The following is a 12,473-nucleotide window of genomic DNA, read 5'->3' as shown; positions in this document are numbered from 1 at the left end:
TGTATAATTTACGATTATAACATAATATTACGGTTAAAGACATCATAACTCAAAAATGCGTTTGCTTGAACCCATATTTTTTTGTATGCTGAAAATGACTTTCATCTAGTTTTTTGAATATGGAAGGGGTTGTGAAATGACGACGGTCGAGCATCACTATCCCAAGCAAGGCAGAGTTATTTTGCATATCGATATGAATGCATTTTATTGTTCGGTCCATGAGGCTGTCGAGCCAGACATATATAGAGGGAAACCCATCGCAGTTGCAGGAAGCGTGGAGCTCCGCAGAGGGATCATTGTAACTTCCTCTTATGTGGCCCGATCGATGGGGATTAAGACAGGTATGCAAGTCGGACAGGCGTTGAAAATATGCCCTGATTTGATGCTTATCCGGCCTGATTTTGAATTGTATCGCAGTTTTTCAAGACGTTTTATGCAAATCGCCTACAGCTATTCCCCTATGGTCGAATCAATGTCGATTGACGAATGTTTTGTAGATATTACTGGTTCCAAACAGTTCGGTACCCCGCTTGAAATTGCCGGAACAATCCAGCAAAGGATTATGAAGGAGCTGCAGCTGCCCTGCTCCATTGGCGTTGCACCAAATAAATTATTAGCTAAAATGGGCTCGGATATGAAAAAACCGAATGGCATCTCTGTTCTGCGCCTGCGGGACGTGCCAACAGTCTTATGGGACAAACCGTGCAATTATTTATATGGTATCGGCAAAAAGACGGCGGACAAGCTGACAAAGCTGGGCATCTTCACACTCGGGCAACTGGCGGAGGGCGACGAGTTACTGCTAAGCAAGCATTTTGGCGTTATGGGCCCACATCTAAAGCGTTCGGCGAATGGGATCGATAACTCGCCGGTTAACCCTGAGCAAGAGCAAAGCAAATCTATCGGCCATACCACAACGCTGCCTCGGGACTATATAGAAAGAAAAGAGATTCACCGCGTTTTCTTGAATCTTGCTGATCAGGTGGCAAGAAGGCTTCGGAAGCAGGAATTGATGACGTCTACGATCCAAATCACCATTCGTGATCCGGACATGAGGACGATTACGAGATCCGTTACGTTGCCTACGCCGACGGAGCACATGGATGATATCTACAGAACTGCCTGCCAACTGTACGATCATCAATGGGAGGACGGCAAGCCGGTCCGGTTGTTGGGGATTACCTTGCAAAATCTAACAAGCAAAGAAGAGACGTTCGTGCAGCTTGATCTATTTGATTACGAGAAGCAGCCAAAACGCGAAAATTTAAATAAAATCATGGATGGACTTCGAGATAAGTTTGGCGAGAACGCGATTCTGACCGCTGGTATGATGAGTGACGACCCTTCTGCTTTTATTAGAAATCATAAGTCAAGGGGAACTTCCTTGCAGATGGATCATTTGAAAAATAATCCGCTTCATAAGGAAGAGGAGAAGTGAGGGGATTATGGCACATTGTATCGGTTTTGCCGGATATTCCGGCAGCGGCAAAACGACCTTGATTGCTAAACTAGTCATTGAAATGAAACGCCGCGGCAAACAGATCGCTGTATTGAAACATGATGCACATGGACACTATAAGGAAGCATCCGGAGCAGATTCTACAATTTTTGCGCAATCCGGTGCGGAAGCTGTCGTAACAATCTCTACTGATTCTATTCATGTCTATGAGAAAAAATGCAAGCCTGACTTGCAAGAGCAAATCAATGCTTATGCTCACATGGATTATGTTTTTGTTGAAGGATTTAAGCGGGAAAAGCATCCAAAGATCGCTGTCTTTCGTACAATAGAGCAGAGTGAAATTATTCAAGCTCTAGATCACGAGCCTGTAGCGATTGCAACGGATATGGAGACGCTGGATTCTCGGTTCACAACCCTGCCAAAGCTTGATTTGAACGACATTGTTGCTCTCGCAGACTTTGTTGAAAGGTATTTTAAGGCAGAACAATTTTAAGGTTTGAACTTTGTCCTCATTTATATTATATTTTACAATGAGGATAAAATGAGGAGGAGTTAAACTATGGCAAAGTATACATTCGTTGATAAAGATACTTGTATTGCTTGTGGCGCTTGCGGAGCTACAGCACCAGACATCTATGATTACGATGATGAGGGATTGGCAGAAGTGATTTTTGATGGAGATGGCAACAAAGGGGTAACTGAAATCCCAGAAGATCTGTTCGATGATCTACAGGATGCACAAGATGGCTGCCCAACTGATTCCATCAAAGTTGCGGATTCACCTTTTAACTAATCATAACCCAATTTGTGGCGCATTCCACAATATGTCGAAAAAGCTCGGTTCCTGTAAAGGGATCGGGCTTTTTTTCTGCTACAATTTGTATTTTTTTGTAACAATTCATTGCCAATTAGTTTCCTCCATCTTACAATAAAGCTAGTATGCATGGGGAGGCTCTTATGGGTAAAAAGAAATGGATCAATACGTTGGCAGCGGGACTTGTGTTGATGCTGCTGTCGACATATTTCTACACGGTGAACTCGAGCGGGTTATTTTATTTTATTGAGGGTCCCCTTCAGGATGTGTTGCGTAAGGCCAAATCAGTGGAAGAACGCCAACCTGAGGATCGGATCAAAATTGTCAAGATTGATGAGAAGTCGTTAAAAGCAATCGGGAAGTTCCCATGGGACCGAACAACTTACGCGCAATTGATAGAAAAACTGGAGCAATCCGGCGCAGCTGCAATCGGCATAGACGTAGTCTTAGCTGAACCTTCCAAAAACCCCGCAGACGATAAAGCATTGGCTGAAGTGCTGGCCAAATATCATAATGTTATCCTGCCCGTTCAAATCAATTACCCCTCCAAACAGCAGCAAGCAGGAGATCTTGTGCCTGAGAGAGTTGACTACCCAACGACAACCTTAACTACTAATAAGCAGCAGATGGCGCATATTAATGTGTTTGTCGATAAAGATGGAAAAGCCCGAAAGCTTCCGGTTGGATTGCCGGATGAGAATGGGACTTTCATACCAGCTTTCAGCGTCGCCCTTGCCAATCTCGTTCTTGACGACAATGAGAAGGTTAAGCGAGATGAGGCGACGGGAGAATGGAAACGCGGCAGTGCCGTTTTACCGACGAATGAAAGAAATCAGGTAACGACGGAGTTTTTCACACTGCCCAGGCAGAAGGTGGATGCTGCTACCGGTTACGAGATGCTGTCATTTGTGGATGTTTTGAATAGCAAAAATCCTTTGCCTCTGCAAGGCAGCATTGTACTGGTTGGGCCTTTCGTGACGGCGATGCAGGACGAATATCCTACGCCGATCAGTTCTGTCAAAATGTTTGGAATCGAAATCCATGCCAATATGATCCAAACTTTGTTGGAAAGCAAATTTTATAAAGACGCAAGTACACCGGTAGGAATTGGTCTTATTCTACTTATTTCCGTACTGGCCATTTACTTATTTGAGAGATTCAAAGGGAAAACCGCACTATTTATTTTTATTGGCATGTTTGTGGTTTATGGAGGCGTGTGGTTAGCCTTTTATATTGCGGGTTCGACATTTGCTCCACTCGTTTATCCGCAATTTGCGTTAGTCACTATATACATATGGTCATTGGTAAGTCATTACCTGGATGAGCGCAAAGAGCGCAATCGGGTAACGGGGATCTTCGGCAGATTTGTTTCAAAGTCGGTAGTAGACGAGCTGTTGCAATCTGGAGAAGATGTCAAGCTCGGGGGAAGCCGTAAGGATATCTCTCTGATTTTCGTTGATATTCGCGGGTTTACGCCAATGTCAGAACGGTTAGAGCCCGAACAAGTCATTCAAGTTTTGAACGAATATTTGGATGTATGTACGAAAGCGATTTTCAAATTCAATGGAACGCTTGATAAGTTCATAGGTGACGGTGTTATGGCGATGTTTGGCGCTCCTATTGAATATGTCAATCACCCGGAAATGGCTGTTCGCGCAGCGATTGAAATGAAGTCGCAGGCGAATGTGCTTGAACAGAAGTTGATCGAGAAGTACGGGATCGGCGTGAAATTCGGTCTGGGCATCAATAGCGGACCTGCTGTAGTCGGGAACATTGGATCCGAAGACCTTCGTCTGGACTATACGGCGATCGGAGATACCGTGAATTTGTCAGCACGTCTGGAATCGAATGCAAAACCAGGGCAAATTCTTATTAGCGAACAGACGTATGAGCGGGTCAAAGACCTTTTTGAAATTGTATCTATCGGTGAAATCAAAGTTAAAGGGAAAGAAAAACCCGTAGCGGTATATGAAGTAATCGGGAATCTGTAAAGTTGGAAACTAGGGAGGAAGCTGGTGTGGGGATGTCCAAGAAATCATTTGTCTCATTATGTTTAAGCTTAAGTTTGATATTTAGTTTGATCTCCGTGCTGCTTGTTAAGCCTGTAGACGCCAAAACGGTTAGGGTTGCTGTGGTATCGGCCTTAACAGGAGAAGTAACGGTCAAAAAAGGCGGAGGTTCCAAAACATACGATGCTTATGAGAGCATGAGTTTAAATCAAGGGGATACCGTTTATACGGGTGCGAGCTCATCTGTAACGCTTAATTTGAGCAACGGAGATGCGGATGTAACTTTGGGGGAAAATGCGGAAATCAATGTGTCCGACCTCAATACTTCGGATGGAAACAAGAAGTCCAAGCTCAAAGTATGGGCAGGTTCCTTGTGGGTCAAAGTGAAATCATTAGCCGGTTCCAATGATGAATTTGAAGTTGAAACACCGACTGCCGTCATGGGTGTCCGGGGAACGCAGTTTTTTGTGATGGTTGATCCGGTAACAGGTGCTATCAAAATGGCGGTTGGGGCAGGTAAAGTGTCTGCTTCTACGGTAACAACGGGCGAGGATTCGGAGCAGAAAACAGCCGTTACTTACTTGTATCCTACACAACAAATTTCACTTGATGGCAGAGATGAAACTGAGGAATTGGCATTGAAAGTGGATTTCCTCGATCTGGATGATTTCGTTAAGCAGGCATCGCCTGAAGTTATCAAAGAGTTCATTTTGAACAAAGCGGAAATTGATAAAGAAAATGAGGAATTCATCGCCAAGAAAGCAACGGAACTTGCTGAGGGCAATGTAACCGATGATGAGAATTTAGTCATAAAGAGCACGGATGAGCTCGATAAAGTGAAACAAAATTTCGATAATTTAATCGGAAACATTGCGAAAAAAGCACTGGCTGAAAAGAAACTGGATCAATCTTCGATGGATAAAGTAATTGCAGACGCCAATAAAAAGATTTCTGAGGATAGCAAAAAATTAGATTTGAGCAAAGTGAAGGATTTAGATAAAACGGCGGGTGTTGACGCTGAAAAAGAGAAACAAAAACAAGAACTTCTGAAGAAGCTTGAAGCTGAGAAATTGAAAAAGAAGCTCGAACAGGAAAAAAAGCAAGCTGAGCTGAAGAAGCAGCTGGAGGCGCAGCTTAAACTGCTGGAAGAGCAGAAGAAAAAGCTGGATGCAGCTACGAAAGCCGCCGAGGAAAAGGCTAAAGCGGATGCATTGGCGAAGTTGAAGGCGTCGGAAGCCGTTAAACCAGTGACACCACCGACCGGTGAAGGTTCGAATTCCGGAGGAAGTTCCGGTGGAAACACAAATCCAGGTAATCCTGATCCGGGAACACCTAATACGCCAGTGCCGGCTGTGAGTTTAACAGCAACATTAAACGAGACAGGTTCTAATCCGAATATGTACAACTTGGATATTAATTTGAAAAATTTCGTTGAATCTAATGATATTTATGGCGTAGAAGTCCATCTGTTCTATGGTACAAATACTTATTACAGCGATGATATGCGGCCTGTAAATGGAACGATTTTTGGGCGGGAAAACAGTACCAATTATGTCGAACATATCAAAGAATATGAGGGCGACGGTCAAAAAGAACTGGTTTACGCGGTCACGGGTTATGGGGATGCAGGCAATATCAAGGTTTCTGATCTTCAAAAGCTAGTGACAATTCCTTTGCAAGGTTATGGGCATCAAGAAGTTAGTGTTGGGAAGATCGTCATTGTACGGAAAAATGGCACGTCCGTTCAAACCATCCCGATTGTTGAATCGAGTATTCAGCCGGTAACTTTAGATCTCCATACGGGTGTTTAATCGAATTATTAAAGGAGAAACCTATGAAACCCTTAAAATATATGCTTATTTCTACGTTTGCGGCTGCGACTTTACTAGGAGGTTCTTCCGCGTGGGCGGCGGGCCTGTCCGCAGATGTGCTGCGTTCTAGTAATGGCCAAATTCTAGCGGATGTTACGACGTTCGCCGGAATTGGGGATTTTGAAGATGTGAACGGCGATGCCTTGAGTGCCGCATTTCGTGCGCCAGGCAGTGTTCTTCAACTGCCTGACGACAGCATTCTGATTGCAGATACTCGCAATCATCTTATTCGTAAGGTTTCGGGAGGCAAAGTTACGACGTTCGCAGGACCGGAGGTTGTTGTTTCGACGAACAGCCAAGGATTTCCGACGGGAGGACTCCTGGATGGCAAGGCCTCTGAATCATTTTTTAATGCGCCGTCAGGGTTGGCCGTTGATGGCAAAGGGAATGTGTACGTAGCTGACTCTGCGAATAACGTGGTCCGTAAAGTGGACACGAACGGACAAGTTACCACGCTTGCGGGAAATGGTGTTCCGGGTAAGAAGGATGGCAAAGGAGCGGAAGCGAGTTTCTATCATCCGAGTGATGTTGCGGTAACGGCTGATGGAATTGTATACGTAGCGGATTCGCTGAATCATGTGATTCGTAAAATTGCTACAGACGGCACGGTTTCAACATTGAATGCAGCCTCTACTCGTGCAATTCTGGTTCGTCCCGGAGAGGCATCCTTTGCCGGTGAGTACCAAGACGGTAGTTTAACTGAAGCAAAGTTCAACGAGCCTTCCGGTCTTGCTCTGGACAGCAAAGGAAATCTATATGTGAGCGACACGGGCAATCAACGCATACGGTACATCGATTTGCAAGCTGGCACCGTAAAGACAGTAGCTGGATCTACGGCACTTTTAAGCAATAATACGATTTATGATAAAAATGAGCTGTATGCTGGCGGTGACTTCGCTGATGGCGAAGCATTAAAAGCTAAGTTTGATTTTCCAAAAGGACTCACCGTGACTTCGGAAGGCGGAGTTTTGATAGCGGACAGCTTAAATCATGCGATTCGTTATTTATTGGACGGTAAGGTGACGACGATATCCGGCACGGTGCAAACAGGTGAGACGGATGGGGTTGAGCGGGCGGCTGAATTTTATAATCCGAGTGATGTCATTGTCACGGCTCAAGGAAATATGATCGTTGCAGATGCTTCGAACAATAAAATCCGTAAAATAACGCCGTATCATTTACCGGATAATTTAGCCAGCCAAGGAATTAAGGTCGTACATGGCGATAAAGTGATAGTTTTCGATGCTCAGCCAGAGCTTCAGGATGGACGGACGATGGTTCCGGTTCGAGCAATCAGCGAAACATTTGGTTTCGAAGTCAAGTATGCAGAACAAGCGGGCAAAAAGATTGTACGGCTAAATAAAGGAACCACGACTGTAGAGCTAACCATTGGTGAAACTGGCGTTGTGCTTAAACAAGCGGGACAAGCAGATGTGAAGCAATCTACGGATGTGTCGCCTTATGTGAAGCAGGACAGGACATATGTGCCGATTCGTTTCTTCGCGGAGCAGATCGGCTTGGATGTGCAGTGGGATGAAGCCACACATACAGCGATTTTACGTACAAAATCATTTGTGAAATAAGAAATAAGCGAGCCTAACGAGGGGAACCTTGCTGGGCTCGTTTTTAATTTAAGCTTCAACTCCAAGCTTCATCTGCCGATAAATTTGAGAGAGTTAGTCTCGAAGTTCGTGCGGGGAGGGTATCCGAGGTGAAAAATAATCATCGCCAAGATCAGTTGGAACGATTTTTCCAACATAATCCGATCGAAGATCCGCTGTATCTTAAGAAATATGTCAAAGAGCATCCTGATCATAAAATGGCTTGGTATTTATTGGGGCGAGAATACGCGGCGCAAGGAAAAGAAGGCAAGGCGGCCTACTGTTTTGCGCAAGCTGGCGAGATTTATGAGGCTTTTGAGCGTCAAAAAATAACAATTGAAGGTCCGCTTCCTACTGATCCATCTACCGTCTCTAGGAACGCTAAGGGGGCAGAGAGTCCGAACCGGGTGAGGAACAAAGGGAAGTGGATGCCGCTTTTGGTTCTTTTGCTGCTTTTGGCAGTTCCAGCCGCGATAGACTCTGCGAATGGAGGTGTGACTAGTGAAGCTGCAAAGACAGCACCTGGCAAAAACGCGAATGCCAATGCTGAGGTTCAATCCGATCAAATACAGGGAGAAGTGCCAGGGCCAGGGACGAAGTTATACTTTTCGGAAGGGGATTGGGGGAAAAGGCTTCAGCAGGTCCTTGCTACTTCCAGCTTGAGCGCCGGAGAATCGGTTATTATGCAGGCGCCGCGCAGTGCAGATGGCAAATGGATTGAGTGGAACAAATCAGTGAGTCCGCTGTTAAGTGTGACGTCAGATGGCGGCGGCGGGGGCTCCTCTGCTTTGAAGTACTATCAGTCGCAAATATGCTCATGCCAAGTTGCTGACAGCGCAGCGCTTGTTCCCGTCATTGAGCAATGGATGAGGGATCGTGAGCAGGCAATCGTGCTGCAAAGCGCGATGAAGGCTTATCAAGCGAAAACGGGTTCGCTGCCTGAGGTGCCTGATCAGTTGGCCAAGCCCTACCCGGATAATTTGCTTCCGGGGCTTACGCCGGAGATGAAGGAGCTGTTTCCGCAAACGCTCAAGATGTTGAAAACCAATCCTGCCACACCTGGGCAGGCTCAGGGGACGAAGCAAGCGGAGGAACCAGCTCGGCCTGGTCCCGAGGGCAAAGAGGCGGCTATACCGAGCAGCTCGCAGCCTAAAACATCAAGCGACCCTTTGCGTGAAGCGCTCAGCATCATGATTGACACAGATAAGCATCTTCTTGCCTTGGTTAGCGGAGATAAGATCATCCGCAGCTATCCTGTTGGGTTAGGCGGTGAGAAAACGCCTCAGGGTGAATTTATTATTAGCGAAAAGGTGCGCAACCCAAATGGCAAATCGAATGGTGAATTCGGGAGCCGAGGTATGACGTTATCGGATACGCTGTATGCGATTCACGGGACAAACAAGCCTTCCAGCATCGGCAAAGATGAGTCTCACGGTTGTGTGCGGATGCAGCAGGCGGACGTTGAAGAGCTTTATGACATGGTGACACATCAAACGAAAGTGACCATTGGCAAGGGGATTTTGCCTGAGCCGGGTTCAGGCGACGGATCAGGAGCGGGAGCAGGGGCCCCTGGCAGTGGAGCTGGGAGAGGGAAACCGAATCAATCCTTCGGACTGCCGCTGCAGACAAATGACAGCAATCCAGGCAAGAAGTATAGATGGTTGGATTAGCCTTGTCCTGTCAGCGTTATAAATGATTGAAGTAAACCCCGACTGAATCAGATTCAGGCGGGGTTATTTGCTGTTCATACAAGCAACGTAGGATTTGTATTGACAATCATTAAGAAAGCGATTACAATTCAAAATGTGATAAATTCAATCATTTCAGTCGTAATCATTTGTCCAAAATGAGCAGTAATGTCATGCCGATTATGACAACAAGCAAAATGGCGCCTGTCCAAATGATGGCTTTCTTATTGACTTCCTCTTTGACTCTACGATTAACGGCTGTTGGTTTACGTTTGGACATAGGAATCACCCTTTACTTAGGATTAAACGATATGATCTATCATATCACAAGATGGGTCGATCATAGAATATAGTAGTCACAAGGAAATTTTTGTAACAGGTATTGACGATCATGTCATTATATTGTAAGATTTAATCACACCAAGCAACGAAAACAATTTAATATGTTAGTTTTAATAACATGTTACCGTAAGGGCATTAGTTATTAGAAGAATGCAAGTCTTCTTCTATAACTATGCCCTTTTATTTTTTACCAAAAACGGATTGCTGAAAGGGGTTGGTCGTACAAACGTCGGATGGACAGGATAACGGGAAATCGCTACTCCAAAATAACCAAACAGATTTATTAAAAAAGGGAGAAGATGAACACATGAACATGAAAAAATGGTCAACAATGGGCCTCGCTGCATCTATGGTACTTGTAGCAGCAGGTTGTGGTAAAACCGCCGCACCGGCAGAAACGACAAAACCCGCTGCATCAACAGCACCAGCAGCCACAGCCGCTGCAAGCGCTGCGCCTACTGCGGCGGCAGCAAAAAAACTAACAGGTGATTTTGAAATCCAATACTTTGTTGGCGGATACGGCGACAAATGGTGGAAGAAAGTTATTGCTGATTTCCAAGCGGCAAACCCGGATCTGAAAATTAAAGAAAGTGCGGGACCAAAAATCAACGAACAAATGAAACCCCGTTGGATCGCTGGTAACCCACCTGATTTCGTATATATCGATGGACCTGAATTGTTCGATCGCCAAATGGTGACAGACGGTCAACTTGAAGATTTGACAGACTGGATCAAAGACGCGAAAAACGTTGACGGCGATAAAATTATTGATTTGCTAGCACAAAAGCCACAAGAGTTCGACGGTAAAATCTATAACGTTCCTTTCGTTATGAGCTCATGGGGTATTTTCTACGATAAAGCCCTATTCAAAGAAAAAGCTTGGGCAGAGCCAAAAGACTTTGAAGATTTCTTGGCAGTAAGCGATAAAATTAAAGCCGCTGGCATTAATCCTTTCATTCACACTGGTAAATACCCTTATTACATCAATGGTGCTGTACTATTACCTGCCATCGTATCGGCTAATAACAATGATTATAAATTGCTCCAAGACATGTCCACTAACAATCTGGAAGCTTGGAAAAACCCTGCCATCATCAAAGGTTTGAACAAAATCGTTCAATTGCGTGATAAAGGATTCATCGACAAAGCGTCCGTTCAAATCAATCATACGGATTCCCAATCCTTGTTCCTGCAGCACAAAGACGCATTCATCCCGAACGGTCTATGGCTGCCAAACGAAATGGCGAAAGACGTTCCTGCTTCCTTCGACTTCGGATTCATCCCTTCCATCACGCAAGATAAAGGTGGAAAAGTGGTAGCGAACACGTCCACATCGACATTTGCCATCGCGAAAAAAGCGAAAAACAAAGATGCTGCAAAAGCATTCATGCAGTTCGTATTCTCCAAAACGCAAGCTTCCCAGTGGGCTGAGCTGAGCGGCGCTCCTTCTAACATTAAAGGTGACATCTCTTCCTCCAAAGCACCTAACTTCGTTAAAGACGCTGCCAAATTCTTGTCTTCACCGGACACAGTGGTCGTACCTACGGTTTCCTTCGCAGCTGACGTTGACAAAGCTATGCAAGATGCGAGTGTTGCTTTGACAATCGGAACCATTACCCCTGAAGAGTGGGTAAAACGTGTAACCGATGTCGTCGCCAAGCAGAAGAAATAGCAACGGAATGAGGCAGTGCGGAGAACAAATAAGGCTAAGTGCCCTAGGTGTTCTCCGCCATTTTAATGATAGGACGGTGAGGATAGAATGAAGGCCAAGTCAAAAGTGTGGAAAAGGAATATGTTCATCGCTTCATTCATCATTCCGACTTTTTTATTCTTCTGTGTGTTCACGATCTACCCTGTTATACAGGCCTTGCAGAAGTCATTTTATGATTGGTCAGGAATGTCGGAGAACAGCACGTTTATCGGTTTTGACAATTTCAAAGAGATATTTAAAGACCCAATTATCCTTACAGCCATAGGGAATGATTATTTCTTAGTCGTTGGTAAAGTGATTGGCATTATGATTCTGGCCACGTTCTTCGCAGTCGCTTTGACACGCTTCAGAGTAAGGGGATCCGGATTTTTCCGAGCCATCTTTTTTATCCCGAATGTCATATCAGTCGTTGTTATCGGCGTTCTCTGGAACTTCATCTACAATCCGCAAATTGGATTTCTGAATGCTTTCCTTTCGCTATTTACAGGTGAAAAGGTTGATATTACCTGGTTAGGTTTTCCCCAGCATACGATTTGGATGTTACTGCCGCCTACGATCTGGGCTGGTATCGGTTTCTACATGATCTTGATGATTGCTGCAATCGTGAATATTCCTGCTTCCTATTACGAAGCAGCTAATATAGATGGAGCCGGTCAATGGTCGCAATTCCGCAACATTACGATGCCGCTCATCTGGGAGCAAATTAAAGTTTCGGTTGTTAACATTGTAATCACAACGCTCAACGGTTCCTTTGTCATTGTTCAGCTCATGACGAACGGCGGGCAGCCTGACAATACAACCCAAGTGATGGGATCTTACCTGTATCGGATGGCTTTTCAACAGTATCATTTCGGTTATGGAGCGGCCATCGGTGTGATGATCCTAATCGTCTCACTGATCACAACCCTTATTCTGCAGCGCGTTATGCGCCAGGAAACCATCGAAATGCATTAAGGTCATCTTAGAAAAAGAAAGATT

At 45.1% G+C, this 12,473-nt stretch carries 10 protein-coding genes; 9 read left to right on the top strand and 1 reads right to left on the bottom strand.

Going from position 1 to position 12,473, the window contains the following annotated elements:
• Positions 1-136 precede the first annotated feature (136 nt).
• The 7 genes from PCH02S_RS15610 (at position 137) to PCH02S_RS15580 (ending at position 9,424) form a co-directional block, all read left to right on the top strand.
• Entirely contained in the window at positions 137-1,438 is a 1,302-nt protein-coding gene (locus PCH02S_RS15610; protein WP_127454552.1) for a DNA polymerase IV, read from the top strand.
• A gap of 7 nt (positions 1,439-1,445) precedes the next feature.
• On the top strand, positions 1,446-1,952 hold the full coding sequence (gene mobB / locus PCH02S_RS15605; RefSeq protein WP_127454550.1) for a molybdopterin-guanine dinucleotide biosynthesis protein B: 507 nt from the start codon (positions 1,446-1,448) through the stop codon (positions 1,950-1,952).
• Between the two features lie 66 nt (positions 1,953-2,018).
• The gene (locus PCH02S_RS15600) at positions 2,019-2,252 is read left to right on the top strand and encodes a ferredoxin (protein ID WP_127454548.1); all 234 of its coding nucleotides are present in this window, start codon (positions 2,019-2,021) and stop codon (positions 2,250-2,252) included.
• Between the two features lie 164 nt (positions 2,253-2,416).
• Positions 2,417-4,264 carry a CHASE2 domain-containing protein gene (locus PCH02S_RS15595; RefSeq protein ID WP_164819581.1) on the top strand — a complete coding sequence of 616 codons (1,848 nt, stop codon included), beginning with the start codon at positions 2,417-2,419 and terminating at the stop codon, positions 4,262-4,264.
• 32 nt (positions 4,265-4,296) lie between these two features.
• On the top strand, positions 4,297-6,093 hold the full coding sequence (locus PCH02S_RS15590; RefSeq protein ID WP_127454544.1) for a FecR domain-containing protein: 1,797 nt from the start codon (positions 4,297-4,299) through the stop codon (positions 6,091-6,093).
• Positions 6,094-6,116: 23 nt separating this feature from the next.
• The gene (locus PCH02S_RS15585; RefSeq protein ID WP_246069100.1) at positions 6,117-7,736 is read left to right on the top strand and encodes a stalk domain-containing protein; all 1,620 of its coding nucleotides are present in this window, start codon (positions 6,117-6,119) and stop codon (positions 7,734-7,736) included.
• 128 nt (positions 7,737-7,864) lie between these two features.
• Entirely contained in the window at positions 7,865-9,424 is a 1,560-nt protein-coding gene (locus PCH02S_RS15580) for a L,D-transpeptidase family protein (RefSeq protein WP_246069099.1), read from the top strand.
• Between the two features lie 163 nt (positions 9,425-9,587).
• Here PCH02S_RS15580 and PCH02S_RS36705 read toward each other — a convergent pair whose 3' ends face one another.
• A complete protein-coding gene (locus tag PCH02S_RS36705) occupies positions 9,588-9,722 on the bottom strand; it encodes a hypothetical protein (RefSeq protein ID WP_258567649.1) in 135 nt (44 codons plus the stop codon).
• A 369-nt stretch (positions 9,723-10,091) separates the two neighbouring features.
• Here PCH02S_RS36705 and PCH02S_RS15575 point away from each other — a divergent pair, with 369 nt between their 5' ends.
• The gene (locus PCH02S_RS15575; RefSeq protein WP_127454542.1) at positions 10,092-11,456 is read left to right on the top strand and encodes an ABC transporter substrate-binding protein; all 1,365 of its coding nucleotides are present in this window, start codon (positions 10,092-10,094) and stop codon (positions 11,454-11,456) included.
• A gap of 87 nt (positions 11,457-11,543) precedes the next feature.
• Positions 11,544-12,449 (top strand): carbohydrate ABC transporter permease, encoded by a 906-nt coding sequence (locus tag PCH02S_RS15570; protein WP_127454540.1) that lies wholly within the window; start codon positions 11,544-11,546, stop codon positions 12,447-12,449.
• The last annotated feature ends 24 nt before the right edge of the window (positions 12,450-12,473 follow it).

The organism is Paenibacillus chondroitinus NBRC 15376 (assembly GCF_004000765.1).
GTDB lineage: Bacteria > Bacillota > Bacilli > Paenibacillales > NBRC-103111 > Paenibacillus_E > Paenibacillus_E chondroitinus.
This window is presented reverse-complemented; position numbering and strand designations above follow the sequence as displayed.

Bases quoted from the DNA above. Each gene is read 5' to 3' on its own strand.
- PCH02S_RS36705 (WP_258567649.1), bottom strand. From the start codon at position 9,722: ATGTCCAAACGTAAACCAACAGCCGTTAATCGTAGAGTCAAAGAGGAA.
- PCH02S_RS15585 (WP_246069100.1), top strand. From the start codon at position 6,117: ATGAAACCCTTAAAATATATGCTTATTTCTACGTTTGCGGCTGCGACT.
- PCH02S_RS15600 (WP_127454548.1), top strand. From the start codon at position 2,019: ATGGCAAAGTATACATTCGTTGATAAAGATACTTGTATTGCTTGTGGC.
- mobB (WP_127454550.1), top strand. From the start codon at position 1,446: ATGGCACATTGTATCGGTTTTGCCGGATATTCCGGCAGCGGCAAAACG.
- PCH02S_RS15590 (WP_127454544.1), top strand. From the start codon at position 4,297: ATGTCCAAGAAATCATTTGTCTCATTATGTTTAAGCTTAAGTTTGATA.
- PCH02S_RS15570 (WP_127454540.1), top strand. From the start codon at position 11,544: ATGAAGGCCAAGTCAAAAGTGTGGAAAAGGAATATGTTCATCGCTTCA.
- PCH02S_RS15610 (WP_127454552.1), top strand. From the start codon at position 137: ATGACGACGGTCGAGCATCACTATCCCAAGCAAGGCAGAGTTATTTTG.
- PCH02S_RS15595 (WP_164819581.1), top strand. From the start codon at position 2,417: ATGGGTAAAAAGAAATGGATCAATACGTTGGCAGCGGGACTTGTGTTG.
- PCH02S_RS15575 (WP_127454542.1), top strand. From the start codon at position 10,092: ATGAACATGAAAAAATGGTCAACAATGGGCCTCGCTGCATCTATGGTA.